The sequence below is a fragment of the Pseudoalteromonas sp. MMG012 genome (assembly GCF_018100875.1).
Taxonomy (GTDB): Bacteria; Pseudomonadota; Gammaproteobacteria; order Enterobacterales; family Alteromonadaceae; genus Pseudoalteromonas; species Pseudoalteromonas aurantia.
The window spans coordinates 14,055-40,044 of sequence record NZ_JAGJEF010000036.1 but is presented as its reverse complement, the minus strand read 5'-3'; the positions used below and the strand labels follow the sequence as shown (position 1 = coordinate 40,044).

Below are 25,990 nucleotides of genomic sequence, written 5' to 3'. Positions count from 1 at the left end.
AATTACTTCTTTTCCTCTGGCTGTTCATCTGCTCGCTGTATCTGCTTTTGCAAAGAGTACGCTACTCTTGATTGTCTTTGATGTTCTAAAACGAGAGCACCTATACGCTGCTGTTGTAGCTCACGCAAGCCTTTTTCGGCGCTTTCCAAAGCAGGTTGCTCTGAAGAGAAACTCACTGGAGACACTCCACCTGCCAATGGGGTTGATTGGAATACAGGTAAGTTATCTGTATTTTCACCACTTGGCTGCGGCATTGTATTCACTCCGACAATAGCAACAAGCGCGACACTCGCAGCAATAGCCATTTGTGATAGCGGCTTTTGCCAAGCGCTTAACTTAATTACTTTTGTCCCATTATCTTGAACATCAACCTGCGACCCCACTGGAACACTATGGCATGGCTCACTCTCTAACGCTGCAGCCACGCTTGCAGTAATATCAATGTTGAGCCCACCCTGGCGTTCACGCATTACATCCCCAATCTGGGCATAGCGAACAAACTTTTCAGTATCAAGTTGTGCCACTGATAGCTCATTCGACGGTAAGTCACCATCTAGCACTCGAGACGCTACTTCTTGACGCGATGCAGTGTGGTTAGCTTTTGTCATGTTAGGATTCACCTATTAATGGGTTTAAATTATTGTCTATCGCTTCTCGAGCTCTGAAAATGCGAGAACGCACTGTCCCTACTGGACAATCCATAATCACCGCAATTTCTTCATAACTCATCCCTTCGATTTCTCGCAAGGTGATAGCGGTTTTCAAGTCATCAGGCAAACCATCGATAGTTTGATATATCACTGATTTAACCTCTTCACTTAACAACAAATTCTCTGGTGATGCATTAGAGCGAAGTTGCTCTGCGCCGTCATAAAACTCGGCTTCTTCTGCATCGACATCATTGGCTGGCGGCTTTCGCCCTTGAGATACCAAGTAATTTTTCGAGCAATTAACAGCTATACGATATAACCACGTATAAAATGCACTATCTCCCCGAAAGTTCGGCAATGCACGATAAGCCTTAATAAATGCTTCTTGTGCAACATCCGCCACATCGCCATGATTCGACACATAACGAGAGATCAAAGCCGCTACTTTATTCTGATACTTGGCAACTAAAAGGTTGAAGGCGTTTTTATCTCCTTGCTGAACCCGCTTAACCAGTTCTAAATCCAAATCCTGCTCGCTCATTCGAGCCGGTACTCCTCATTGTTATAATTTATCACTTAATCACTATTGCCATTAATCACAGCTACTCTGACTAAGTTATAAATAAAAAGTTCTGTTTTTTTTATATTTTTTTTAAAATAAGTCCAAATTACACGTCTAGACGTATATATCAGCACTAAATGCTAATAAAAATATTCAGTATTGACGTCAAGTTAGTTGTATCATAGCAGATATGTACATATAGCTGAATGAAACGCATAGAAAAAGCGAAGATCATGAAACAAATAAAACACCATCACACTGACGTAGTTGTTATTGGCAGCGGTGCTGCCGGTTTAAGCTTAGCTCTATCTTTAGCAAACCACTGCCACGTAACCGTTGTCAGCAAAGGTGCGCTAAAAGAAGGTTCAACACTCTATGCTCAAGGTGGAATAGCCGCAGTATTCGATAAAAAAAATGACAGCATTGAATCCCACGTAGATGACACGCTGGCCGCAGGAGCGGGATTATGCGACCGAGAAGCGGTTCATTATACTGCTAGTAATGCTAAAAATTGCTTAAAGTGGCTTATTGAGCAAGGTGTGCCATTTGACATGGAATTTGACAGTAAAGGCAAAGAACGCTTTCACTTAACACGGGAAGGAGGCCACAGTCACCGTCGTATATTGCACACCGCCGATGCGACCGGTAAAGCTGTGCAAACCACATTAGTCAGTCAAGTATTAAGTCATGCAAATATCACTGTATGTGAACAATTCAATGCCATTGACTTAATTCCGAACAAAAATAATAAGAAACAGATCGATGGTATTTATGTCTACAATCGTATTGCCGAACAAGTAGAAACCATTTCAGCAAAGTTTGTGGCGTTAGCAACAGGCGGAGCTAGCAAAGTATATTTATACACTTCAAACCCTGACGTATCGAGTGGGGATGGTATTGCTATGGCATGGCGTGCAGGATGTCGAGTTGCCAATATGGAGTTTAATCAATTCCACCCAACCAGTTTATATCACCCAGAGCTACAAAACTTTCTTATTACTGAGGCCATGCGCGGTGAAGGAGCGCTATTGAAGCGTCCTGACGGTACTCGGTTTATGCCCGATTTTGACGAACGAGAAGAACTTGCACCACGGGATGTCGTTGCACGCGCGATTGATTATGAAATGAAACGTCTTGGTGCGAATTGTGTTTACCTAGATATCTCTCATAAAGATAAAGACTTTATCATTGAGCATTTCCCGACGATATATGCCAAATGTTTAAGTGTTGGGTTAGATATAACCAAGGATGCAATCCCCGTAGTACCTGCAGCACACTACACTTGTGGTGGTGTAATCACCGACTTCAATGGCAGTACTGATTTAAGTAATTTATATGCGGTTGGAGAGGTCGCCTATACAGGTCTCCACGGCGCCAATCGTATGGCGAGTAATTCCCTACTCGAATGTATTGTATTTGCTCATGCCGCTGCCAAAGATATTTTACTTAAACTTAACACTATGCCCGCCCCTCCTATGCTGCCTGAATGGGACGAAAGTAGAGTAAGTAACTCAGATGAAGAAGTGGTGATTACGCATAATTGGCATGAGTTACGTTTGTTCATGTGGGACTATGTTGGTATCGTTCGTTCAACTAAACGACTTGAAAGAGCATTGCGCAGGGTTGAGTTACTTAATCAAGAGATCCACGAGTATTATGCTAATTTTAGAGTCAGCAATAACTTATTAGAGCTTAGGAATTTAGTTCAGGTTGCGGAGTTAATTATTCGCAGTGCACTAGAACGTAAAGAGAGCAGAGGCTTGCATTATACATTGGATTACCCAGACCAAAGCAGTAACCCAGAACCAACCATTTTAACACCTTAGCTTGAACAGTTTAAACTTACACGACACAATCGTCTCCACGATTGTGTCGTCAACGCAGACTGTATAACGCACAACTGTTGAGAATGGTCAAAGTTATTCACTTCCAAAACAAGTACATTTAAGTACAACTTCGCCCGGCTAACTTTGCCTTCTATAACCTGTTCACCGGTTTGCCAACTAATATAGTTTTTTGAAATACTGAGGTTTATCACGCCTGATGTAATGAATTTCTTTTCCAGTGTATTGATACTGATCACACACCCCAATATACAACATAATATATTGCTGATTATCACCACAACCGTTGGGAATAACAAAATGAATAGAAAACTTAGACATGCAAAAAAGACCACGATTGTTCGATGGTCTAATACATTATTTTTTACTTCAAATCTATACGCGGACTCTGCCAAGAATTAATTGCACCATGGTATTTAGCTCTGCATCAGGACATTGTTCATGGCCCATAAACCAAGCAAACAAGTCCGGGTCTTCCATTTCAAGTAATCGTTGAAATACCAACTTTTGATGTTCTGACAATGCATCATACGCTTCGTCAACAAATGGCCCAAGTAAAACATCAAGCTCTAACATACCCCGACGACAAGCCCACTTTGTGCGAGATTTAGAAAAAAGCTCAGCCATTATTCACCCCTAAATTTTAATTTCTTATCACCTTCTTAAGTTTAAGATTATATCTTAGAATATGTGTAGAAATACACCGCTTTACTTTAAATCACCAAATAAAACTCTCATATCTGTTGTTAAATCATCACCATCCATTTATGACACTCTGGATATGCGTTATTATTAAAAAACTCAATTTATAGGGATCTATATTATGTCGCTCACTCGCGCTTTTCAGTTGCCATATCAGCTGATTTCTATTTCAGGTCAAGAGCAACTAAGTTATTTGCATGGCCAGTTAACGCAAGATATGAATCTAATCACTGATGAACAATTTATGTGGGCAGGCCACTGTAGTCCTAAGGGCAAGCTTTGGGGCGCATTCAGAGTATTTAAATTTAATGATCATTTTTTTATGATGGGCTCTGAAAGTGAAGTTGCGGCATCAGCACGAGAGCTAAAAAAATATGGTGTGTTCGCGCAAGTGGATATTCATCATTTAGCCTCTCCAAATATCATAGGGATATTAACTGACAACGAAACTAAAACATGTGAATTACTCGGCTTAAACTTCGCAAACTCAAATGCATGTGAGTTCGCCAATCAAAAAGCACTGCGTTTGGATGAAAACCGTATCGTGCTTTACGTTGATGAAGATTTCAATTTACCTGCTGAAATCACATTAAGTGATGAGCACCATGCCTTTACAGAGGCAACGATTATTGCGGGTGAGCCGCAGTTAAGTGATGGAATGGTTGAAGAGTTCGTCCCACAAATGATTAACTTGCAAGCAATTGGTGGAATAAGCTTTAAAAAAGGGTGTTATACCGGCCAGGAAACGGTAGCGCGCATGCGTTACTTAGGTAAAAACAAACGTGCTATGTATATTCTACAAGGCTCCAATGACAAAGCGCTCAGTGAAACTGATGTGGAAATACAGTTAGGTGAAAACTGGCGTCGAGCAGGAAAAATTATCAATCAAGTTTATAATTCCAAAACACAAAAATATAGTGCTTTAGCTGTACTACCTAATGACACTGATGTCACATCGACATTACGTGCTAAGCACTCGCCAGAGGTATCTATGTCAATTTTACCTCTGCCATATTCTCTAGAAGATGACAAATAGACGGGAAATATTATGAAAATCGCACCAAACAAAGTAGTGAAAATGCATTATTCAGTACTGGATAATGACAAAAACACAATTGATAATTCATTTGATGGTGAGCCATTATTGTTTATCATAGGTACAGGCTACTTAATTCCAGGCTTAGAAGATGCAATCATAGACAAAGTAGCTGGTGATACCTTAAGTGTGACCGTTGAGCCTGAGCAAGGCTATGGTGAGCGATATGATGACCTAATGCAAGCGGTACCTAAATCAATGTTTGATGGTATGGAAATTGAGGTCGGTATGCAGTTTAGAGCATCGACTGATGACGGTGATCAAATGGTTATGATCATTGATATTCAAGATGAAGAAGTCATCGTTGATGGAAATCATCCTCTTTCAGGGATTACTCTACATTTTGACGTAGAAATTTTAGAAGTGCGTGATGCGACTGAAGATGAACTAAGTCATGGCCACGTCCATGGCGATGGTGGGTGTGGTCACGATCACTAAGCTTTAATTTAAAACGCTCACCACCCAGGTGCGCGTTTTAAACACATTAGCAATGAGTAGCTAATTCATATCAAACGCATCTTTTTTGCGTTTTTTCAACTGAGTTTCAATCTCATCGGTCGCTCCTTCTTCACTCAGTTTTGGCTCGATAATTACTTTATCTTGCATCGTATCTATGAGTGCAGCCTGATCATTCGTTCCCAACCGATACTTCATTCCATCATTCAGTGTTATTTCAACTGCACGAAAGCCTGAAACAGAATACACCCAACCATCATTGGTGATCCTCATACCAACACCATGGCGAAACGTATTCGTTACCGCTTTTATAGACGATATTTCGTCAAAGTTTAATGATTTCTTCGCAACCCCAGGTCCAAACCACCACGATAGCTGTTGCGCTTTTTGGTCTACTTTAATTGTTAAACCGTAGAACACCACTGCCACTAACAACAAAACGCCTGCGAAAAGTAAGATAGCTGCATTGTTACCCATCAGCACGATTGCCATCGCTAAAAAGCTTGCAATCCAGGCGACAATTCCCCAGATAGTCCATGCTAATTGTGTATGTTGGTACATCTTTACTCCTATTAAAAGCTATAAACCAAAGTAACACCTAATTCGGTATCTACTTTTTGTTTGTTTTCTTCAGGCTGGGAGTTATATCTATAGGTATAAGACACTTTTAATGACACCCCCCCCATTACTTGGCTCACCAAGGCCGTCTCACTAAAGACTCTGCTATTTAATCCTGATAATGACTTTTCAATACTAAGATCATGGTTAAATCGAGTCTGCTTAGATACTGTTCTTTCCCATTGCAATGACACCCTCAGCAATTGCCCGTGCTGAGTTCGGTCTACGTCGGGTTCAAGCACCACATCATGAGCTGTTTTAGATAAATATAATCCAGGTCCGATATCGAAGTCGACGGTATTTTTGGTACCTTGGAATATCCGGTTGCCATACCCCAGTGCTACAGTCCCTGTATATGCTTTGCCATTAAACTTATCATTATTGTAATCGCCATAGATAAACAAAGACTCATTATCACGTCCAATTTTATAGTTCCCTTGCGCGGAAATATAATAGCGTGAAGCAGATACATCCGATTTATCTGTATCTGAATCTGTTTCTTCTTTATACAGGCCATCGAGTTTGAAGTGATTGCGCCAATTTTTAAAATCCTGATACACATTACTTTTTAACTTAAACGCTGTACTTCGTGTGTTACCTTTATTGGCTATCAAGCCAAACTCGATATCTCCGTACAACACTTCACCTTGATGCAACTTATGTATTTCTTCGTCGGATAACTCTCCGTACTGATGAAACTCTTCAAATGGGTCGACTGCCCAAGACTGAAAACTACATGCAGTTAGATAAGCGTAACCTGCTAATTTGATGTATGACACAATACTGATTTTCTACTTCACTCTGTTATTTTACTGTTCTAATTGCACTTTCTCTTGCTTCCATAATACATGACAAAATGGAGCATCCATATCACGGCTAATTAAGATACGTGCAAAAACTTCATCGCCATCTTCATATTCAATTCCGATAATAACTTGAATAAAGTGCTCCGGTTCAATTTCCAAAGAAACAAACTGCTGCCAATCATCATCTGGCTCACTATCCTCAATGAAACCATACTCTCCGTGATGCTCGTTAAATTGCTGAATATCTTGTTCCGATAAATTCTCTGGTGCTAACTGTAAAAAAATATCATACGCTTGATGGGTGATCTCTTCTACGCTAGAAAGGCGAGCAGACATAATGGCAATCTCTTTATTTAAGCTATAGCGCTATCATAGCAAAGTCATAAATTTGTTGGCTATCTAGATCCGTTAAATTATCAAATTTCTTTGATGAATTTACTCGAGATAGAGTTTACACTCTAATTTGGTTGTAAGGTTTACCGTTTTATGGAAGAAAATGATGATTACACTAGAAATCAAAAATAACATTGCTTGGGTAACGCTCAACCGTCCTAAGAAACAAAACGCGCTCAACTTATCAATGTTTATAGAACTTGATAAAATCATTAAAGACCTCAAAAAAGATAAAACAGTCAGAGCCGTGGTTTTATCCGGAGCTGGCGGTCACTTTTGCTCTGGCTTAGATGTTAAGTCTGTAGTAAATAAACCAGCTGCAATTTTCAAACTCTTATTCAAATGGCTACCAGGCAGTGCCAACCTTGTGCAACGTGTCACTTTAGCGTGGAAAGACCTCCCTATACCCGTCATTGCTGTTATAAATGGCAACTGCTTTGGCGCAGGCCTGCATATCGCCCTTGGTGCCGACTATCGCATAGCGGATCCGTGTGCTCAACTGGCTATCATGGAAGCAAAATGGGGGTTGTGCCCTGATATGGGCAGTGGTTTTTTATTACCAGGCCTTATTAATCAGGACATACTATGGCGTATCACGTCACAAGCTCAACCTATTAGTGCATCAAATGCCAAAGAGTATGGCCTGATCAGTGAAATACATACACATACAGCTGGTGCAGTCACCGCATTATTAGATTCTCTATTATTGTGCTCACCAGACGCACTTGCCGCAATAAAAAAAGTGAACAATTGCGCCTACTCAGCAAATCGACGACTAGTTCTCTCCCTAGAAACCTGGTCCCAATTGCGTTTATTAATAAATAAAAACACCCGCATTGCAATGCAAAACGCAGCAAAGGAAGAAATAAAGCCGTATATCCCGAGAAGTAAATGGTAAAAGAGTCTCATTGCCAAACGCTCTAGTACATATTATGGTGTCATTACTTTAGAGGCAGATAGACCTATTTTGATAAAACGTATTCTTCAAACCTGCTTTGCGTTATTGCTCCTTATTATTTGTTTGTACAGTGCGAAAGGTGTGATCCATATTTTCCAATTGACAATTCCTGGACCGTTATTAGGCATGCTAATTTTACTGCTCTTGCTGTCTGTAAAGTTAATAAAACCTATGCTCCTTTCTCCTGCCGTGATACCTATTTTAAAGTACATGGCGTTGTTTTTTGTCCCAGCCGGAGTAGGAATTATTCAATACATCCCCCTCTTTTCAAGCAATTTACTATTATTACTATATATTTTAATCGCAATCCCATGTCTTGGCCTATTTATCTCTGGGTATATCGCTAACAAAGGGCATTATCGTGAATAACCTCTTACTAATAAGCGGGCTCACCATTGCACTTTTCTCCCTCTGCCGCGCGCTCTATAAACGTATTCCCACCCCTTTGCTCAACCCTGTTCTTACTACTATTTGTATTTCAAGTACGATATTATTGGCATTAGATATACGGTACATAGATTACAAAGCCGCAACTATGCCTATTAACTTTTTCTTAGAATTGGCGGTAGTGTCTCTGGCATATCCAATTTATATGCAGTTTAGAATAGTTAAAAAGTCGCTGCTATTACTTATTTCAAGTAGCTTTACGGGCGTCAGTGTAGCCACTGTAGGCGCGTACTTCCTATGCTTGGGGTTCAATGCTTCACCAAACCTTACAGCGTCATTAGCAGCGCTTTCAGTCACAACACCTATTAGCCTCATTGTCACTGAAAGTTTAAATGGACTGCCGGCAGTCGCAGCTATCATGGTCATACTTATCGGTGTTTTTGGAGGCGTATTCGGCCTAAATATCTTATCATTTCTCGCAATTGATAAACCTCAAGCCAAAGGGGTTGCGCTTGGTGTATCATGCCATGCTATTGGCACTGCCACCGCAATAGAATATCACCCACAAGCTGGCGTCTTTGCGTCTGCCGCAATGACTATAAGCGCATTAATCACAGCCTTTTGGGTACCTATACTGTATAAATGGTTAACTAAATTCACTTTATTATTCGCGTGAAATATACCTCTAGGACTTCGCACTATGATTGAGCAAGAAATACAGCAATTTGAACATTACTTTAATTTAATTCGAGACTATCTCATCAACTATAGCATGCAAGTTGTTGGTGCAATTGTCATCTTAGTAGTTGGCTTATGGCTTTCTAACCGACTATCTAAAATGGTAGAACAGCTCATGCTGCGCCATAAGATGGATGTAACCTTAACTAACTTTATCAGTAATGTTGTAAAAGTACTGCTCATCATTATGTTCGTGATCATTGCACTGGGTAAACTTGGGATCAGTGTAACCCCATTTGTAGCAGCCATTGGTGCGGCATCTTTAGGGGCTGGCTTAGCTCTGCAAGGCATGCTATCAAACTACGGCTCTGGGCTTGCCATCATTGCTACCCGACCTTTTATTGTCGGAGATACAATTTCAGTTAAAGGAGTTAGTGGACTTGTTAAAGTAATCGAGCTCGGCCATACAATCTTGGTAAATGAAGACCAAGTTGAAATTACCATTCCAAATAAACATATTATTGGAGAAATCCTCCATAACACATTTAAATATTCATTAGTGAAAGGTGACATTGGTATTGCCTATAGTGCTTGCCCAAACACGGCAATTAAAGTCATTAACCAAGTACTTGGTGCCCATTCAAATGTGACAAATAACCCAGCACCCCAAATTGGGATCGAACGATTCGGTGATAGCGCAATAATTATCAGTTATCGTTATTGGGTACCTACCACTCAAATTATTGAGTCTAAACTCGCGATTAACCAGCTCATTTACAATGATATTAAAGCAGCAAATATTGATATTCCTTTTCCACAAAGAGTTGTTACGATCAATAAAAGTGATGACTAAATAGAATAGAAAAAAGGCACCTTTCAGTGCCTTTTATGTGGTTGGGTAACACTTAAATCTACTAATAAATTACTGTTGAGATCAATGCCCGTGCAGCACAAAGATCTGACATCATTCTGCTCATCGCCTCTTGTGAACTCAAATACCCCGTTGCAGCTTCACCGTCATCTAAAAAGAATGACATAAGCTGTCCTCGACGCGTCACTATATACATAGTCAATGCACTGTGACCTTTACTCTGTAAAGTTTGCACAAACTCACTACTCGGAACAGAGAGCTCAACGTGAACTTGGTCACTACTAGACAATTGATCTTCGGATATTTCTTTGCACACAAGCCAAGTCTCGCTCTGAGAAAACGGATCTTTCTTTCGAGCAAAGCATTGCACATCAAGAGGCAACCCCGGTACTGACCGAAATGTAAAAATACTGCTATTGAAGTGCCTAAGACCCACGTTCATTTTATCGACAAATATGCCGATATTATCTAACTCAGTACTTACATAGTTATCTACCATGGCTCGCCACCGGAATAAATCACACTTATTTAACTATAATTCTACTTTTAATTAGTGCAAGATTTCTATCATATGTAAATATTTAACACTAAATACGATAATTTACTAGGTTTTTCGACGAACCACTGATTTTCAAGACAAAGAGCTTCAGAAAAATAGCAATATACGCTTTTACACAAAAGTACCAGGGCGAATTGTTTTAGAGAAATAATGTTATTTTAAAAACAAAAAAGCACGATAAAAAATCGTGCTTTTAAGCATGAACTGTCATCGGTCATTACAGACCTTGTATGCGCAATACGTATCTTATGCTTTACGCCAAGTGGTCTTTCCTGCACTGTCTTCAAGCACAACCCCAAGCTCAGTGAGTGCATCTCGTGCCGCATCAGCAGCTGCCCAGTCTTTATTTGCCCGAGCTTCATTTCGAGCAACGATCAACCCTTCAATCTTTGCAACTTCATCATTATCTTGCTCACCTTGCAAGAATGCTTCAGGCGCTTGCTGCGCAATACCTAATATCTCACCTAACTTTACAAGCACATATGCATGCTCTCCTGCTGCTTTTACATCTTTCTCTCTTAGCACATTAATTTCTTTTGCTAATTCAAAAATCACAGGTAAAGCTTCTGGTGTATTAAAGTCATCGTTCATTGCCGATTCGAAACGTTTAACGTAGGTGTTCTCTGCTAGTTCCACTGCGATTGTTTCGATGCCGCGTAAAGCGGTATAAATACGTTCTAACGAGGCGCGTGCTTGGTCAAGGTTTTCTTGAGAGTAATTTAATTGACTTCGGTATTGCCCATTAATTAAAAAGTAACGTACTGTTTCACGATCATACTTTTTAAGAACCTCTCGCACAGTAAAAAAATTCCCTAAAGACTTAGACATTTTCTCTTTGTTTACCTGCACCATACCTGTATGGATCCACGTATTTACATAGCGACCGTTGTTCGCACAGCATGATTGTGCAATTTCATTTTCGTGATGAGGAAACTGTAAATCAGAGCCACCTCCATGAATGTCAAAGAATTCACCTAAGTGTTTCGAGCTCATAGCACTACATTCTATGTGCCAACCTGGACGACCATCACCCCAAGGGGATGACCATGATGGCTCATCTGCTTTAGCCTTTTTCCACAGTACAAAGTCCAATGGATCATCTTTATCATGAGCAACCTCTACCCGGGCTCCCGCCTGCAACATTTCTAAATCTTGTTGAGATAACTGCCCATATTGCTCAAATGTAGACACGTCAAACAACACATCACCACTATTGGCAATATAGGCATGGCCTTTCGCGACTAGACGTTCAATCATTTCAATGATTTCATCCATATGACCAGTCACTGTCGGTTCTATATCCGCAGGTAAAATGTTCAATGCAGCAAAATCCTCATGCATCGCTTTAGTCATTCGAACCGTTAATTCATTAATTTCTTCGTTATTTTCAGCTGCTCTTTTTATTATTTTATCGTCAACATCTGTGATATTTCGTACATAAGTAACTTGGTAACCCAAATGACGTAAATACCGGTTCATAACATCGAACGAGACATAAGTGCGCGCATGCCCCACATGGCAGAAATCATAAATCGTAATACCACACACGTACATGTCGACTTTACCTTCGACTAATGGTTTAAACGGCGCCTTTTGGCGTGTAAGTGTATTGTATATCTGCAACATGTAGCGTTATTCCTAAACAAAAGTAGACATGAACAACAATGATAACACTTGCTCTGCCGCCGCTCTATACCCAAATCAATACAAATCCATATGTTTACGCGCAATTTTTCATCAGCTGACAATAAATATGCGACGAAAATTGTCAGCCTAGTTATTTCTGCTATAGAATATCCTTCTTTGAAAACTAATTATTAGGAAGCCTCTATGGTTGTTCTACACACTAATTTCGGTGATATCAGTATCAAACTATTCGCTGAAGAAGCGCCAGCTACTGTTGAAAACTTTTTAAATTACGCTAAATCCGGTTTTTATGATGGCACTATATTCCATCGTGTAATTGACGGGTTTATGGTTCAAGGTGGAGGCTTTACACCAGGTATGGAGCAAAAAACAGTCCAATCACCTATTCAAAATGAAGCGACTAATGGCTTAAGTAATAAAACAGGTACGTTGGCTATGGCACGTACGCCTGATCCACATTCAGCTACAGCGCAATTTTTCATTAACGTAAATAATAATGATTTTTTAAATTTCAGCAGTGAAACATCACAAGGCTGGGGCTATTGTGTGTTTGCTGAAGTCGTTGAAGGCATGGATATTGTCGAGAAAATTAAAAATGTAGCGACAGGCTCTTCAGGCTTTCATCAAGATGTCCCTCTTGAAGATGTGCTAATCGAAAAGGTTACTGTAGCTTAATCGATTACAACAAATCATAAGCGGGTCATTTACCCGCTTTATTTTGCAAGAGGCCCAATGCGTAAAACTTACTTTATCTCTGACCTTCATTTGACCGATGACCGCCCTGACATTACCCGTGCTTTTTATGATTTTCTTGATACGCATATGAATCAAGAAGTCGATGCGCTATATATTTTAGGCGATTTCTTTGAAGTCTGGATTGGTGATGATGAACAAGCACCCTTGGCTATTAACATTGCTGAAAAATTAAAAACATTACAAAGCATGCATATTTCAGTGTACTTTTTGCACGGCAATCGAGATTTTTTACTTGGTAAAGCTTATGCACAGCAAGCCGGCTTTACGTTACTGCCTGAACAAATTGTAGTCAATTTATACGGCACTAATACAGTTATACTCCATGGTGATGAAATGTGTACGCAAGACATTGCCTATCAACAGTTTCGTAAAAAAAGTAGAGGGTGGTGGTGGCCCAAACTCATTCTTGCGACGCCACTTTGGTACCGCCGTAGAGTAGCTAGAAAAGCACGTTTAAAAAGCAAACAAAATCAATCCGGGAAAGCAGTTGAAATACTCGATGTGACAAACGATGCCGTCAAAGACATGTTTGCACAACACAATGTATGCAATATGATCCACGGTCATACACATCGACCTTATGTCCATACATATGAACCAATACAGCCCGAACAACCACTTCTTACCCGGACTGTATTAGGTGATTGGTATAGCCAAAGTTCATACTTAGTCGTTAATGAACTTGGCCAAAAACTCAAAGGGACGACCTTAAAGTAAATTTAACAAAGCAACTTATACTGGATATCCTGAGTGAAATTTAAAGTCTGTATCTGGGGAAGTGATCAAGTCCGCTTCTACTTCACCAAAAAACGTCACTCGTTCAGAAATATCACCACCAGCAATCTCTTCTGCCAGCGTTAAATAATCTTGATAGTGGCGTGCTTCTGAGCGCAATAAAGAAACATAAAAGTCCCCAAGCCTTTTATCAACATGAGGCGCAAGCTTAGCAAAACGCTCACATGAACGAGCTTCAATATAAGCACCACAAATCAACTTATCAATCATCGCATTCGGCTCATACGTTTTAACATGACGCAGCATCCCCTTTGCGTAGCGGCACGGGGTAATGCTGCGATATTCAACACCATACTCATCCATGATCTCTAACACTTGATAAAAGTGATGTAACTCTTCTTTAATCAGAATTACCATTTTATCTATCAAATCTTGCCCATATGGTGAATTAGATTTTGGGATCACTGACTTTGTGAGTTTATTCTTGTCTGGAAGCGCACGCCAATCCCCTTCTCGCTTATAAATGAGTGTTTCAAAGGGCTTTAGCCACTCTAATAAGGCATCAGCACTGTCTTTGTCAACTGCATATTTACGTATCAAGAACATCGCTGACTGGGCAGCTTTGAGCTCACTATTGACCTACCTGTGCATACTGACTATTATCCAAATAAAATACTCCCAAAAATTATAAGTTATGAAGCGTAAAGTATATGCGTACCAGCGGTTTAGCTCAGATGCTCAGATTGGAAACAGTTCGTTGGACAGACAGTCCAAACTAATACGGTCTTGGCTGAACAGACATCCCGAGTGTGAGCTCGAAGAAGAAATAGTTGATGAAGGTATATCCGCTTATACAGGAAAAAACATCTCCGATGGAGCTCTGGGCGAGTACTTTAACAAATTGGAACAAGGCCTTGTTCAGCCAAACTCAATATTACTAGTTGAGGACTTCAGTCGATTTACTAGACAAAATTTAAAAGAAGCAGAGCCTCTTTTATTCAAACTTTGGGATCATGGGATATCCTTTGCAATTGCTAACAGGGATAAAATTTTTGACCCATCAGGCAGAGATGACATTTTTTCGAGATTTCAGCTACTTTTTGAAATCAATCATGCTTTCAATGACTCTGAGTATCGTTCAAAGAAGGTCAAAGGTAGTTACGTTCGACGTGAAGAGAACGCTAAGCAGGGTATTGTTCCTAGAATGCGACGCCCGTTTTGGCTCGATAAAGAAGGCAAATGCAACCAGTTCAGGCCTATTATTGAAGATATCTTCGCTCTGTACTTATCAGGTCAAGGCCAGAGAAACATATTAAATGCGATCAAAGAAAAGTATCCCGACGCTCCATTTTTAGAGAAAACTAACCCTAGCACAGTCATGGATTGGATTTCAAAAGAGTCAGTGATAGGTATGTGGCGTGGTAACAAAGTTTACGAGGCAGCTATTGATGAAGCTACATATTATCAAGCGCAGGACATCCGTGAAAACCGTAAGCATAAAAACGTAAAGCCAGATAGCCAATGGCCTCTAACTGGCCTTATCCGCTGTAAAGGGTGTGGCTGTGGGATGAGCATTCAGCGAACCTACAACAAGCAGAAGCAACGTTACTCTCTCCCATTGCTGAGGTGCAGCAACACACAGCGCAAAGGCAAGAAAAGCTCTGAGTGTACCACTGTAAGCACTTTTCCCCTCATCGTCGCTCATTACTTTTTCTTTGAATACTCGCTTCGCAAAGTATTAGAGCGACTAACTAAATCTGAGGTCAACAAAGAGCGACAGCAACAAGAAAGCATGCTGAATAGTAAGCTCGCAAAATTAGAGTCAAAATTAGAAAATTACAGAATCGCAATTGAAGAAGAAGAGGCTGATGGAAACCATAACGCTTCAAGACATGCCATCAAGCATACTCTTAAAATAGAAGATGAAATAGAAGCTATTCAAGAACAACTGCAAGCTCTAAATCAAGACAGCCATGCTGAGAGTGCAGAACTAATACTACCCGACTTAATCGAGCTTCTAAGAGAGCCTAAGCAGTTCAATACTGCAATGCACAGGCTACAGCTATTTGCTTACCTCGATGGTAACAGGCTTTACTTCGATGAAACGCAAAACTTCGAGTACCAAGGCTTTGACAAGAAAATTAAAAAATACGTCGTAAAATGTGACAATTATCCATTGCCACAATTAGAAATTTCGAGTGAATACTACAGCGAAGAAAACCTGTTCTACCCGCTTACAAAGATGACAGATGAAGATATAGCATACTGGAAACATGCAATTGAGATACAAAACCTTCGTCAATCGCTACCAGCGGAAGAGTTTACTAAGCTTGACCAGCATTTTGACGCAACCCTAGGTGACTTCTTATCTAACTTCGACAAAAAGATGCAAGAAATAGATGACGACAAAGAAAAGCAGCAGCGAGAATAAGGTCTCATTCGACTATAGCTGAACAAGAACTTTCTCCATCGTAAGACCGATATAAGTTAACTCTCAATAGACATTTTGCCATATGGCTATTGAGAGTTTATCAATGAAGATAGTAATGCCTATGGCTAATGAGAAGTGAGGGTAATGTGAACGCTAGAATCTATTTGAGAGCAAGCACAAAAGAACAAGACGCCTATCGAGCTGAACAAGAGCTCGTTACTTTTTGTGAAAACAATCATATCAAGATTGTTGGGAAATACATTGAAAATTATACAGGTACTAAGTTAAAGCGCCCTATGCTAGGGCAGCTACTATCTGAATCTAATGCTGATGAAATACTTCTTGTCGAAAGCGTCGATCGGCTCTCTCGACTATCGCTAGATGAATGGCACCAGCTAAAAGCAATCATTAACGAAAAAGAACTACGGCTAATTGTTGCTGACTTGCCAACCACTCACACACTTATTAGTGATGACGACTTAACTAGTAACATATTAAAAATAGTCAACAATATGTTGCTCGATCTTATGGCAACTATGGCTCGTCAAGATAACGATAAGCGACGCGAAAGGATCAAACAAGGTTTGGCGCGCGCTAAGTCTGCTGGTAAAAACATCGGAGGGCGAAGTAAAAATAAAGCTACTCGCGAGAAAGTTGCTAGGTACTCAGCTAAAAATCTAGGTGCAGAAGAAGTAGCTAAACTGGCCGATTGCAGCGTCGCTACAGTATACCGCATAAAGAAAGAAATTCAGTTAGCTCAAATCGCATGTGCGTGATCGAATACGAAAGAGGGAGCCCCGTCACTTCTTAATTGACTTCTGCCGTCTAATTTAAGGTGCGTGATCGAATACGAAAGAGAGCCCCGTCACTTCTTAACTGACTTCTACCGTCTGGTTTAAGGTACGTGATCGAGTATTAACTTCTCAAATCATTGTACAACGTTAATGACAACTTAGTTTAGCTGCGTGATCGAATACGAAAGAGAGCCCCCGTCACTTCTTAACTGACTTTTACTGCCTGATTAAAGGTACGTGATCGAGTATTAATTTCTCAAATCATTGTACAACGGTAGTGACAACTTTGTTTAGCTGCGTGATCGAATACGAAAGAGAGCCCCGTCACTTCTTAACTGATTTCTACTGCCTGATTTAAGGTACGTGATCGAATACGAAGGAGAAACCACTATCACTTCTTGGCTGACTTTTGCCATCTGATTGAAGTGCGTGATCAAATATTAATTTCTCAAACCATTGTACAACGACATTGACAGATTTGTTTAGCTGCGTGATCGAATACAAACGAAAATAAATGGGATAACTAGAACGTTGTCAATGGGTTGTTATCTAGCAGTTTTATGTTGCATACCCAATAAAAAAATTGAGAAACTATATCTCTAGTATTCGATGGTAAAGGTAAAAAATATGAGCATGTTCGCAGATATCAAATTAACTTGCCCAGAGTGTGAGAAACAAATCGAACAAACAATTTCTATCCCTGAGCCAAACTTCCAAGCTGATCGAATGAAGGACAGCGGAGTAGAGTTTTGGGGCGAAATCGAATGTGAGCACTGCGAACATCACATTGATTATGTAGGTTCTAACAGTTACTACGAGTTGTACCTTTCGTCAGACCAAGTTGATGAAGAAGACCTTTACTTTAGTGAAGCGTCTTACGAGTTTGATGAATACGAGTCTGATGATGCTATTGAAACAGACGGTATCAAAGGCATTATACGGAACAGAGAAATAGGATCGCTCTATCACTTTTCAAAAATTGAGAACTTAGAAGCTATCGTTAACCAAGGATTAATTCCTAGAGGTCAATTAAAAGAAGGTGATTACAAGTACACAGATATCAATCGCTCAGATGGCTTTCTCAATGCAAACTGTATATCAGTTAGCTTTCCTCAATACAGAATGTTCTTTATCAAGCGAGTACAAAACCCCCAACAAAATTGGGTTATATTAGAGTTATCTCCTGAGATTATTTTGAATAAAGATTCAGCATTTTTTGAGCGAAATGCTGCATCGCGACAGGTTAAATCAGAAGTTATCGAAAATCGAAAGATGGCGACGGCATTTGAGAAGATGTTTGACGATATCGACGAACTTCCAACACGCGAAGAACGAGGCCTTCCAGATAATTATCCAACAGATCCACAAGCGGAGATCTTAGTCTTTGATAAAGTTGAATGCAGTCACATTATAGCCGCTCATTTTGCTAACAAAGAAACATTATCAAAGTACCAAGGGAAGCTAAACGGTATCAAAGCGGAGGTAAGTCCGGAGTTATTTGACAACAGACTTGATCATGAATTTTTATAATCGTTAAGTTAAGGTGTAGTAGCTCAAACCTGATCTGACAGTTACCCGTTTTTTAACGGTGTTTTGTCAGCTTAGATTTGAGCTAAATTCTTTTCAGCCCAAATCGATTTACCATCAATTAATGTTACCAGCGGAGTTCGTCCACAGCACATTTTTCCTTGATGAGTTCGTTCATTGTTGTAGTAATCCATCCATTCGTCCAGATCTTTTTGAAGCTCTTCCATGTCAGCATACAACTTTTTCCTAAATGTAATTTGGTAGAACTCATTTAAAATAGTTTTGTGGAACCGCTCGCAGATACCATTTGTTTGCGGTGACATAGCTTTCGTCTTTGTATGCTCTATATCATTGATCGCTAGATATAGCTGATAATCATGATGATCGACTCGACCACAATATTCAGTGCCACGGTCTGTTAATATCCGTAACATTGGAAGCTCATATTCATCGAAGTACGGGAGAACTTTATCATTTAACATATCGGCTGCTGTTATTGGCGTTTTGGTTGTATAAAGCTTGGCAAAGGCAATTTTACTATAAGTATCAACGAAGGTTTGCTGATAAATACGACCTACACCTTTCAGATTGCCTACATAGAACGTATCTTGTGAACCAAGGTAGCCTGGATGCGCTGTTTCAATTTCACCGCATGCTTCATCATCATGTTTCTTTTTCTCAAGTGCAGCGACTTGAGCTTCGGTTAAAATAATGCCGTCCTTTGCTACCTTAGCTTCGAGTGCCTTTAGCCGTTTTTTGAAATTTTCTAAGTTATGGCGTAACCAAATCGAGCGCACGCCGCTACCAGAAACAAAGATACCTTGTTTACGCAATTCGTTACTGGTTCTGTGTTGACCATGAGCCGGTTGAGCGACGGCATACTCCATTACTGCTTTTTCTGTTGCTTCATCTACTCGATTTTTAATGTTAGGTGCTCTGCGGTTTTTATTGATAAGCGCATCAATACCGCCATCGGTCACAAGTTCTTGATATCGATAAAACGTATCTCGCGATACGCCCATTACTTTACATGCCTTCGATACGTTACCTAATTCTTCGGCAAGATTAAGTAAGCCAGCTTTGTGTTTAATAATTGGGTTGTTAGTATGTAACATGAGAGTTACCTCTTTTGTTTTGATTTGAAGATTCGACACCTTTAATCAAAACGGGTAACTCTCAACTTTTCAAGGTGAGATGTAAGATCTAGTCTGAGCTAATACAGTTAAGGTGCTTACTACTCTTGAGGCAACTTTATTATTATCAAGCATAGCTTTAAGCAACTTTTCATATAGTGATTTGTGTAAACGAGTATATTCCAAATCATACTTTTCATGAGCCTGTTTATAATGCTCCAACATGCTTCCAAATCTACTTACCATTTCTTTGGAGCTTTCAATTTCTCTCCGAGCTAAATCAACCTTCTCTTGTTTCGATATAGGTAACTCCATGAATGATAAATATTCATACCGCCATGAATTTCTTGCCAAATCTTCATCCCACAAACTGAAATACCCAGACAGTAACATAAGTTTTGATATTTTAGAGTCATGTTCCGGATTAATAAATAATGCAGCAGTTAGCTCTGAAAGAGTCTGTATATCTCTATCAAAAATTTTTCTCGCATTTTCCAGAATATCATTTGTGACTCTTGTTTGTTTATCCAAAGGGCTTTCACTATTTGCAAAATCAATCTCAGCGTCATTAGCTTCTCTAACAATATCATCAAGCCTCTTCAAGCTAGGGCTCTCTTCGATTTCTTTCGGAGTACAGCGCTCGGAGACTTTAACTAACTTCAAACCGGCATACTCGTAAGCCTGTGCAACTAATTTTGAACAAAACTGACGGTTACTAGCAACTTCTATTGGAGCTTTAAACTGTGCGTTAACTGCACTCGGTATAGAGTACTCTTTGCCGACTTGAGAACGAGCATACTGACAAACAGCTGGGACAATGGAATTATCTATAGCCCGAAAAACAGATACGTTATCTTTCGATTCGAAGAGTAATCGCTGTATATTATTAGAGTGAACACCGTCTCGGTCTGAATGAATGTAACTGCCATGACCAACATACAAAATAGCGTGAGAAAAGCCCCCTTTAGTGTACTTTTTTATTACTCGACTAAGCTTTTCATCATTCCCAGTAAGTATGATATCTCCAGCAATCAAGCTTTCCATTTTTAGTAAAAACATATTAACTTCCTAGTAATACAATCTGTAAGACAAACACCAAGCCACGGAATTATAAATTTATAAAAAAGATGCTATACACCTCGTCAAAATAATCCGTTTTTTCGCACCTTAATTTTAGGGTTTCTATAGGTTAATAGTACTTAGTCAATGCTAGCTCTAATTCATTAGCTTTTTTCTCTAACTCTTTTACGGTAGGCTTTCTCGACATACGTTTTATTTTTTCTTCGGGGTCTTGTAACCGATGATTTAATTCCGTAGAAATTGATCTATTTAGATCAACCATGTACTCATACTCATCTAAATGAATAGTCATAACCCGCTTATCTAGATCATCAATTAGAATTGCTCTGATAGGACATGCTTGTGCAAGTTCAACAAATCGGTTATCAAATGAAGCAAAAAATGGAACATAGAAATCGCCAATATCAGACATACTTGCAAGTGTTTCTTGGTACCTTACCGCAAACAGATCCCAAGACATTCCTTTTATTTTGTGAAGTGATTTTTTCCCCAGTTGACTGATTGGATCAAAGAATCTAAAGGTTTTACCATACTTCAAAAGTTTCCATGAAAAATAAATTTCAGTTTTAGCAAAGGCACCTAGAGTATCTAATGAATATTCAATCAATGCTTCCAACTGCTTGTACAACCCCATTTCTTTCTGTTCTCTAAGTAGAACAGCTTTAAGGAAGATGAGATAAAGCCCCATTCTTCTGTCTAGAAACCTTTGGGTTTCGGTACTTGATTGAAAGGCACGTAATGCTTCGACTGCTCTCTGGCCAGCAACCTCTTTGTTTTCAGTGAATTTTGGGTTACGAATATCAAATGATTCACCTTCATACTCTAGGTGGTCAAATCGCTTTAATGCGCTGATGGTATTAAATGGCCGGAGATTTTCTGGCTTCAATGAGTCCAATAAGTTTTCAATAATGAAAAAAGAATAATCAAAATTAAACCCTTGCTCTTTCCCCTCCATTATAAATCTAACAAGCCCTTCAAATCTGCTTTCTTCTTTGTCTAGAGAGCCTCCACTTTCCCATATTCGAAACCTCTCCGCAGCGTTAGAATCTAGACTTAGCGAATAATCTATTGGAATTCGAATTCGACCTTTTCTTTTAGTATCTTCGTAATGCTTTTCGGAATAAAACAATAACCCCGTACCATAAAAAAATTTTTTTAGTGTCGGACAGTCATCTTCAATGCTTTTCAATGAAGAGTGTGAAAACCCTGCCTCAATGTTATTTGTGGAATATACTAGCCTAAACCCACGGAATAAATTTTCGTTATTATCTATTAGGTTTTTGAAGCTATCAGAAGACGCATGCATCACTATTGCATTTGCAGCATTTTGAAGCCTTATTATCCTTTGCTGCGGTGTTTCCGTTCTCAATGATTACTCCTTCGAGTGATAAAAACTTAATGGTATGTAACTTTTGAATTAGTGACTCATCTAATCGCTAAGAATCCTGATGCTAACCTTTACGACTAAACTTAAAACCTTTTGAGAGTAAGAAATAGTGGGAAAGGTTAGCATGCACAAGGTCTGAATTGAGAAAATACTAACTTACCCAACCCTAACTAACATTCATGATTGCCAGTTATATTTGAGCGAGCCTCTCAAATTACCGTGGTGAATCTAAAAAGAAATAGCTAGACTCACGCCACGGGTGTTTCCTCGTCTTTCACTGGAAGCGGCTCTATTAAGCCTCTTTTACGCCAACGATTGCCATTTACTAAATATTCAAACGACACTTCATTTGATAGCGCCAAACTATCGGCATGATCAGTAATAATTAGCTGCGGACTAAATCCATTATTCAATTCCAATTCATTGCAATAAGTTGATAACTGACTAAACAAGTTCTCAACAGCTTTAATATCCTCATCCACAGCCCTTTCTGTTGTTGTTCTATATTGCGCTTCTTGCTCTTTCTGCTCTTCAAATGTATCCGAATTATCTCGATTAAAGTTAGGGAAATAGACCTGTGTTGGTTGATCTAAGAAAAGTAATGAAGGGATTGCGCATGCATCTCCTAGCTCAGCGAAATACTTATGCAATGCCAAAAACAAAGTAACATGGCAATATAACCAGTTAGCCCCACTTCCCATTGATCTCAAATAAATTTTTTCACCATCGGATGTTAGGTGATATAAGTCGAAAGTCTCAAATGAAAAATGAAGATTAATTGGCTTGTAACTAGCTTCGAATTCAAAATGGCTTCCAATCTCAGTCATATATTCATTTACTGTTGCAGACGCATCTTCGAGTCCACGCTGCACATCATACTTACCAAGGTCTCTATTTATGCTTTTTAACTGTTTTATCAGAGCTTTTAGTTGTTGCTCGAGATCTGCATCATCAGCGATATTAAGATTATCCAAAAGAGCGAATAGCTTAGCCTTTTGCATAATAACACTTTCATAAAGACTCTTATTTTTTGCTATTTTTTCTTCTGTAGCTTCGACATCTTCTATTTCTTTACTCAGAGCTAGTAACTCTTTGTTTAATAACTCAGTCTCCCTTTGTACCGCAACCAGAGATGACTGAAATTTCGCTTTCATTGGACGAGCTTGTGCTAGATTTCCAGATACCTTAGAAATAGCTTTTTTCAGTCTAACTGCGCTTTCTTGAAGTGAATCTTGTTCCGTATTACAAAACGGACAAACTGATGTTGATATATGAACATGCTGCGGAACGCTAAATTTCTTTATGTTGCCAACAAATCGCTCTTCTTCGCTAATGTTTTTATTAATAGAAGCAATTTGACGTTGCATTTTTCTTAATTCTGCTGTTTTACTATCACGCTCTTTTTTTAGTTGATTATATCTTTGGGTTATAGCATCAGAGTTGTGGTTAATTTTTTCAGGGACAACTATTTTATCAAGTTGTTCTTTAGCATCTTGAGGGTGTCGAACTATCTTCTCTAACGACAGAGGTTCATCTTTAATCCCCATTAGCGCGTATAGCTGATTTAAAACTGGACCGACTTTTTGTTTGTTAACGTCAGAAGTTCGCTTATTAGTATCTTTCAACCTTTCTAACTTCTTAACCTCAGCCGTTAATCGCTCTTTCTCTTGAGATAAATGATAAAACTCTTGATCAACTAGCCCCAGAAATATTTTAGTATGCTCTATCGCTTGATCACGCTTAGCTTTTTCATCAAATCGATAGAACAAGGCATGTTTGTTAGCTACTAAGTTTTGATGTTGCAGCGTAAAAGACGAAAAGCTTCTAATGGAAGGTGTTGGCGCTTTCGCGTTAAACCTTCTATTAGCTCTCGCAGCCAAGGATTCATCGACATCATCTATATCCAAAAAGAAGTCTCTTAAATGTTTCTTGAACTCTTCTAATGGACGGAAATAGCTCGTATTGAAGTATTCTCTATCAATTTCGTCGGATTCAAAAACATCTTCGCGGCGAAAGAAAGCTTTGTTAGTAAGGCTCGGATCACGTGCAATAACCATATCTTGCCCATTAACAGCTAAAGCAACGTAATACATGTCAGCGTTATCAGTAATAACCCCTTTAGGAATTGTGTTTTCGCCACTACCAAAACAATAGTCAAAGATTTCGATAAGAGCACTCTTACCTGTCGAAGACTTACCAGTCACGACGTTTAATCCTTTTTGAAACTTTACAGGGTGTTTGTTCCCATTATTATCAATAACGCCAATTTCGTGAATTAAAGTTCTCATTGCGGTTTCACTCCTAAAAACGCATATATTTCAACTACTGAATGCTCTTTGAATAAACGACCTAACTTCTCTGCAACTTTTGGGAAAGCGATTTCTTTGCTCTCACTGCCAGATATACTGAGAGACAAGCTCTCTTGATTTACAACTATCCAATCATTAACCAAGCAATATTGAATGCATTGCTCTGTTAGTTTTTGAAATGCGTCGATACGTTCTTGTAGATCGTAAAGCTTAGAGCGGTCGTCAAAAACAGACCAGATTGAACTTCTAACATTTGAATTAGATATCTTTTTTTCGTAAATCGGGTGACTACAAAGCGGGATTAAAAGTGGAGCTAATAAAAGGTTATTCTCGGCTTCGTCAAGCGCTCGATAGAATGAAACGAAATAAGGTCCATACTCAAACGGGTTATACTTTAGCTCGTATAGTGCATCAACGACACTGCTCACTTTTCAACCCTCCACTGCAATTCACGCTCCTCGTCATCCATTGCATCGTGAATTAAACCATTTTTGTATTCAATCGGAGGTATATTATCTCCCATATTCAACGCTTGTTCGCCAATAGTATTGTTATATAGTCGTTTTGAACTCTTAATAACATCATCGTCCTCTAGTTGGGCATTGGAGTATTGAAGTTGAAACTTCTTCACCAATCGATTCTGATAAGTAACTGTTTGCTTTCTATAGAGTGGATATTCATCTAATTGTTCGATAAGCGAGTTTTGCAGTTCGATCCAGTTTCCCACCGCATCAGTAATCATCACATTGTGATTAATATCCGTAATTTTTTTTACAAAATCGCGATCCTGGTGCTGCTCAATCTCACTCTCTGACGCCTCTTGTCCAGAAAATGCAGGGAAGGTAAACTCCTTTTTACATAAACGCGCAGTTAACTCTTCACACTTTGCAGTAAAATCCTTATAACAAATACTCCATGATTGATTTGAGGCTTGACCATATACAAAGCCTACAAGCCCGTCTAAGTAGCTTTTACGATTACTAGGAGGTATGCCCACAAGGTAAGATTTAACTTTTTCTTGAAGCTTTTGGGAGCTATCAGCTTCCGTATACAAGGTAACTTTTGTAAGCAAAGTCTCAAGTACATTTGAATCGTACGCCATAACTGACTTTTGATGCTTGATTACTTCTGATACTTTTTCAGCGTTAACTTCTTCTTCGCTTCTTTCTGCGAATATTTCTTTAAGCACAGCTAAACGCTTGGCGGAGCTCAAAGCGTTCCAATTTTTTAAACGTGTAGTTTTTCCGAAAGCTTGGGTTGTATGTAAAACCAAGACACCATACTGATGATGTTCGAATGCCGGCTCAAGCCAATTTTTTAGTGTTTTCCATAGGTTTTCGTGATGGTCTGTAAGTGGCGAAGCATAATCTTTAACTTCGGTTTGTATAGATACAGAAGAGTCTGAGGAAAGTAAGCTAACATCGCCATCTAATTCGAACCAAATTCTCTGCCCATCTTCAAGTGAAAAGCAGCTATCCAAGCCAATTAGCACTTGATAATGAAACGCTAGCGCTGTTGTTAATGCAGCATTTTTTGTTTTAATTGTGCTCACTCCCTCTTCCTAGACTCCAATAATTGTCAATAAACTGAAATTTGAGACAACCAACTACC

Annotated in this window: 27 protein-coding genes and 1 pseudogene; 12 read left to right on the top strand and 16 right to left on the bottom strand. The window is 39.3% G+C overall.

Features of this window, described 5'->3' with window-relative positions; genetic code table 11:
- Positions 1 to 2: 2 nt before the first annotated feature.
- Positions 3 to 608, bottom strand: a complete 606-nt coding sequence (locus J8L97_RS13105) for a sigma-E factor negative regulatory protein (RefSeq protein WP_210996748.1) — start codon at positions 606 to 608, stop codon at positions 3 to 5.
- A 1-nt stretch (position 609) separates the two neighbouring features.
- Entirely contained in the window at positions 610 to 1,191 is a 582-nt protein-coding gene (rpoE, locus tag J8L97_RS13100) for an RNA polymerase sigma factor RpoE (RefSeq protein ID WP_192508073.1), read from the bottom strand.
- 254 nt (positions 1,192 to 1,445) lie between these two features.
- Between rpoE and nadB the strand changes: the two genes are divergently transcribed.
- Positions 1,446 to 3,038 carry an L-aspartate oxidase gene (gene nadB / locus J8L97_RS13095; RefSeq protein WP_192508074.1) on the top strand — a complete coding sequence of 531 codons (1,593 nt, stop codon included), beginning with the start codon at positions 1,446 to 1,448 and terminating at the stop codon, positions 3,036 to 3,038.
- On the opposite strand, the gene J8L97_RS24080 is transcribed toward nadB, so the two are convergent.
- Both J8L97_RS24080 and J8L97_RS13090 read right to left on the bottom strand, forming a co-directional pair.
- Positions 3,035 to 3,391: a protein YgfX gene (locus J8L97_RS24080; RefSeq protein WP_409455164.1), complete on the bottom strand. Its 357-nt coding sequence runs from the start codon at positions 3,389 to 3,391 to the stop codon at positions 3,035 to 3,037. The two genes, nadB and J8L97_RS24080, sit on opposite strands and share 4 nt — an antisense overlap.
- A 40-nt stretch (positions 3,392 to 3,431) precedes the next feature.
- A complete protein-coding gene (locus tag J8L97_RS13090) occupies positions 3,432 to 3,683 on the bottom strand; it encodes a succinate dehydrogenase assembly factor 2 (protein WP_192508075.1) in 252 nt (83 codons plus the stop codon).
- Between the two features lie 196 nt (positions 3,684 to 3,879).
- Between J8L97_RS13090 and J8L97_RS13085 the strand changes: the two genes are divergently transcribed.
- Positions 3,880 to 4,794, top strand: a complete 915-nt coding sequence (locus tag J8L97_RS13085; protein WP_211050280.1) for a folate-binding protein YgfZ — start codon at positions 3,880 to 3,882, stop codon at positions 4,792 to 4,794.
- Positions 4,795 to 4,806: 12 nt separating this feature from the next.
- Entirely contained in the window at positions 4,807 to 5,292 is a 486-nt protein-coding gene (locus J8L97_RS13080; RefSeq protein WP_210996750.1) for a peptidylprolyl isomerase, read from the top strand.
- 60 nt (positions 5,293 to 5,352) lie between these two features.
- On the opposite strand, the gene J8L97_RS13075 is transcribed toward J8L97_RS13080, so the two are convergent.
- The 3 genes from J8L97_RS13075 to J8L97_RS13065 are packed head-to-tail and all read right to left on the bottom strand — an operon-like array spanning position 5,353 to position 7,070.
- The gene (locus tag J8L97_RS13075) at positions 5,353 to 5,871 is read right to left on the bottom strand and encodes a hypothetical protein (RefSeq protein ID WP_211050279.1); all 519 of its coding nucleotides are present in this window, start codon (positions 5,869 to 5,871) and stop codon (positions 5,353 to 5,355) included.
- An 11-nt stretch (positions 5,872 to 5,882) separates the two neighbouring features.
- Positions 5,883 to 6,707: a DUF481 domain-containing protein gene (locus J8L97_RS13070; protein ID WP_211050278.1), complete on the bottom strand. Its 825-nt coding sequence runs from the start codon at positions 6,705 to 6,707 to the stop codon at positions 5,883 to 5,885.
- A gap of 30 nt (positions 6,708 to 6,737) precedes the next feature.
- Positions 6,738 to 7,070, bottom strand: a complete 333-nt coding sequence (locus tag J8L97_RS13065; RefSeq protein ID WP_247682546.1) for an HI1450 family dsDNA-mimic protein — start codon at positions 7,068 to 7,070, stop codon at positions 6,738 to 6,740.
- Positions 7,071 to 7,233: 163 nt separating this feature from the next.
- Between J8L97_RS13065 and J8L97_RS13060 the strand changes: the two genes are divergently transcribed.
- From J8L97_RS13060 to J8L97_RS13045, 4 genes are all read left to right on the top strand, one after another.
- Positions 7,234 to 8,025, top strand: a complete 792-nt coding sequence (locus tag J8L97_RS13060; protein WP_211050290.1) for a crotonase/enoyl-CoA hydratase family protein — start codon at positions 7,234 to 7,236, stop codon at positions 8,023 to 8,025.
- Between the two features lie 141 nt (positions 8,026 to 8,166).
- Positions 8,167 to 8,454, top strand: coding sequence for a CidA/LrgA family protein (locus tag J8L97_RS24075; protein ID WP_409455163.1), 288 nt, complete (start codon positions 8,167 to 8,169; stop codon positions 8,452 to 8,454).
- Entirely contained in the window at positions 8,447 to 9,148 is a 702-nt protein-coding gene (locus J8L97_RS13050) for an LrgB family protein (protein WP_211050276.1), read from the top strand. The genes J8L97_RS24075 and J8L97_RS13050 overlap by 8 nt, the downstream gene beginning before the upstream one ends.
- 24 nt (positions 9,149 to 9,172) lie before the next feature.
- The gene (locus tag J8L97_RS13045; protein WP_211050275.1) at positions 9,173 to 10,003 is read left to right on the top strand and encodes a mechanosensitive ion channel family protein; all 831 of its coding nucleotides are present in this window, start codon (positions 9,173 to 9,175) and stop codon (positions 10,001 to 10,003) included.
- A gap of 61 nt (positions 10,004 to 10,064) precedes the next feature.
- Here J8L97_RS13045 and J8L97_RS13040 read toward each other — a convergent pair whose 3' ends face one another.
- Both J8L97_RS13040 and cysS read right to left on the bottom strand, forming a co-directional pair.
- Entirely contained in the window at positions 10,065 to 10,520 is a 456-nt protein-coding gene (locus tag J8L97_RS13040) for a hypothetical protein (protein ID WP_192508083.1), read from the bottom strand.
- A 306-nt stretch (positions 10,521 to 10,826) separates the two neighbouring features.
- On the bottom strand, positions 10,827 to 12,206 hold the full coding sequence (cysS, locus tag J8L97_RS13035) for a cysteine--tRNA ligase (protein WP_211050274.1): 1,380 nt from the start codon (positions 12,204 to 12,206) through the stop codon (positions 10,827 to 10,829).
- A 204-nt stretch (positions 12,207 to 12,410) separates the two neighbouring features.
- Between cysS and J8L97_RS13030 the strand changes: the two genes are divergently transcribed.
- Together J8L97_RS13030 and J8L97_RS13025 are read left to right on the top strand one after the other, a co-directional pair.
- Positions 12,411 to 12,902: a peptidylprolyl isomerase gene (locus J8L97_RS13030; RefSeq protein ID WP_211050273.1), complete on the top strand. Its 492-nt coding sequence runs from the start codon at positions 12,411 to 12,413 to the stop codon at positions 12,900 to 12,902.
- Between the two features lie 57 nt (positions 12,903 to 12,959).
- Positions 12,960 to 13,700, top strand: a complete 741-nt coding sequence (locus J8L97_RS13025; protein WP_211050271.1) for a UDP-2,3-diacylglucosamine diphosphatase — start codon at positions 12,960 to 12,962, stop codon at positions 13,698 to 13,700.
- A 15-nt stretch (positions 13,701 to 13,715) separates the two neighbouring features.
- Here J8L97_RS13025 and miaE read toward each other — a convergent pair.
- Positions 13,716 to 14,348 (bottom strand): annotated as a pseudogene (miaE, locus tag J8L97_RS13020) (tRNA isopentenyl-2-thiomethyl-A-37 hydroxylase MiaE); the annotation flags it as partial.
- Positions 14,349 to 14,475: 127 nt separating this feature from the next.
- Here miaE and J8L97_RS13015 point away from each other — a divergent pair.
- The 3 genes from J8L97_RS13015 to J8L97_RS13005 all read left to right on the top strand — a co-directional run bounded on the left by J8L97_RS13015 (position 14,476) and on the right by J8L97_RS13005 (position 18,473).
- Entirely contained in the window at positions 14,476 to 16,149 is a 1,674-nt protein-coding gene (locus J8L97_RS13015) for a recombinase family protein (protein ID WP_211050269.1), read from the top strand.
- Positions 16,150 to 16,295: 146 nt separating this feature from the next.
- A complete protein-coding gene (locus J8L97_RS13010; RefSeq protein ID WP_312037165.1) occupies positions 16,296 to 16,925 on the top strand; it encodes a recombinase family protein in 630 nt (209 codons plus the stop codon).
- A gap of 645 nt (positions 16,926 to 17,570) precedes the next feature.
- Positions 17,571 to 18,473, top strand: coding sequence for a DarT ssDNA thymidine ADP-ribosyltransferase family protein (locus J8L97_RS13005; protein ID WP_211050265.1), 903 nt, complete (start codon positions 17,571 to 17,573; stop codon positions 18,471 to 18,473).
- Positions 18,474 to 18,544: 71 nt separating this feature from the next.
- Here the strand turns inward: J8L97_RS13005 and J8L97_RS13000 are convergent, their stop codons facing one another.
- The 6 genes from J8L97_RS13000 to J8L97_RS12975 all read right to left on the bottom strand — a co-directional run bounded on the left by J8L97_RS13000 (position 18,545) and on the right by J8L97_RS12975 (position 25,931).
- Positions 18,545 to 19,585 carry an IS481 family transposase gene (locus J8L97_RS13000; protein ID WP_211050263.1) on the bottom strand — a complete coding sequence of 347 codons (1,041 nt, stop codon included), beginning with the start codon at positions 19,583 to 19,585 and terminating at the stop codon, positions 18,545 to 18,547.
- Positions 19,586 to 19,654: 69 nt separating this feature from the next.
- Complete coding sequence (locus J8L97_RS12995) at positions 19,655 to 20,662, bottom strand: YiiX/YebB-like N1pC/P60 family cysteine hydrolase (RefSeq protein ID WP_211050261.1); 1,008 nt, start codon at positions 20,660 to 20,662, stop codon at positions 19,655 to 19,657.
- Positions 20,663 to 20,792: 130 nt separating this feature from the next.
- Positions 20,793 to 22,052: a hypothetical protein gene (locus J8L97_RS12990; protein WP_211050259.1), complete on the bottom strand. Its 1,260-nt coding sequence runs from the start codon at positions 22,050 to 22,052 to the stop codon at positions 20,793 to 20,795.
- A gap of 266 nt (positions 22,053 to 22,318) precedes the next feature.
- On the bottom strand, positions 22,319 to 24,358 hold the full coding sequence (locus tag J8L97_RS12985; protein ID WP_211050257.1) for a DUF3732 domain-containing protein: 2,040 nt from the start codon (positions 24,356 to 24,358) through the stop codon (positions 22,319 to 22,321).
- Positions 24,355 to 24,807 (bottom strand): three component ABC system middle component, encoded by a 453-nt coding sequence (locus J8L97_RS12980; RefSeq protein WP_211050255.1) that lies wholly within the window; start codon positions 24,805 to 24,807, stop codon positions 24,355 to 24,357. The genes J8L97_RS12985 and J8L97_RS12980 overlap by 4 nt, the downstream gene beginning before the upstream one ends.
- Positions 24,804 to 25,931 (bottom strand): hypothetical protein, encoded by a 1,128-nt coding sequence (locus tag J8L97_RS12975; RefSeq protein WP_211050253.1) that lies wholly within the window; start codon positions 25,929 to 25,931, stop codon positions 24,804 to 24,806. The genes J8L97_RS12980 and J8L97_RS12975 overlap by 4 nt, the downstream gene beginning before the upstream one ends.
- Positions 25,932 to 25,990 lie beyond the last annotated feature (59 nt).

Coding starts and splice junctions, on each gene's coding strand:
- J8L97_RS13000 (WP_211050263.1), bottom strand. CDS start 19,585: ATGTTACATACTAACAACCCAATTATTAAACACAAAGCTGGCTTACTT.
- J8L97_RS13060 (WP_211050290.1), top strand. CDS start 7,234: ATGATTACACTAGAAATCAAAAATAACATTGCTTGGGTAACGCTCAAC.
- J8L97_RS13030 (WP_211050273.1), top strand. CDS start 12,411: ATGGTTGTTCTACACACTAATTTCGGTGATATCAGTATCAAACTATTC.
- cysS (WP_211050274.1), bottom strand. CDS start 12,206: ATGTTGCAGATATACAATACACTTACACGCCAAAAGGCGCCGTTTAAA.
- J8L97_RS13085 (WP_211050280.1), top strand. CDS start 3,880: ATGTCGCTCACTCGCGCTTTTCAGTTGCCATATCAGCTGATTTCTATT.
- J8L97_RS12985 (WP_211050257.1), bottom strand. CDS start 24,358: ATGAGAACTTTAATTCACGAAATTGGCGTTATTGATAATAATGGGAAC.
- J8L97_RS13090 (WP_192508075.1), bottom strand. CDS start 3,683: ATGGCTGAGCTTTTTTCTAAATCTCGCACAAAGTGGGCTTGTCGTCGG.
- nadB (WP_192508074.1), top strand. CDS start 1,446: ATGAAACAAATAAAACACCATCACACTGACGTAGTTGTTATTGGCAGC.
- rpoE (WP_192508073.1), bottom strand. CDS start 1,191: ATGAGCGAGCAGGATTTGGATTTAGAACTGGTTAAGCGGGTTCAGCAA.
- J8L97_RS13005 (WP_211050265.1), top strand. CDS start 17,571: ATGAGCATGTTCGCAGATATCAAATTAACTTGCCCAGAGTGTGAGAAA.
- J8L97_RS13105 (WP_210996748.1), bottom strand. CDS start 608: ATGACAAAAGCTAACCACACTGCATCGCGTCAAGAAGTAGCGTCTCGA.
- J8L97_RS13045 (WP_211050275.1), top strand. CDS start 9,173: ATGATTGAGCAAGAAATACAGCAATTTGAACATTACTTTAATTTAATT.
- J8L97_RS12995 (WP_211050261.1), bottom strand. CDS start 20,662: ATGTTTTTACTAAAAATGGAAAGCTTGATTGCTGGAGATATCATACTT.
- J8L97_RS13065 (WP_247682546.1), bottom strand. CDS start 7,070: ATGTCTGCTCGCCTTTCTAGCGTAGAAGAGATCACCCATCAAGCGTAT.
- J8L97_RS13040 (WP_192508083.1), bottom strand. CDS start 10,520: ATGGTAGATAACTATGTAAGTACTGAGTTAGATAATATCGGCATATTT.
- J8L97_RS13025 (WP_211050271.1), top strand. CDS start 12,960: ATGCGTAAAACTTACTTTATCTCTGACCTTCATTTGACCGATGACCGC.
- J8L97_RS13080 (WP_210996750.1), top strand. CDS start 4,807: ATGAAAATCGCACCAAACAAAGTAGTGAAAATGCATTATTCAGTACTG.
- J8L97_RS13075 (WP_211050279.1), bottom strand. CDS start 5,871: ATGTACCAACATACACAATTAGCATGGACTATCTGGGGAATTGTCGCC.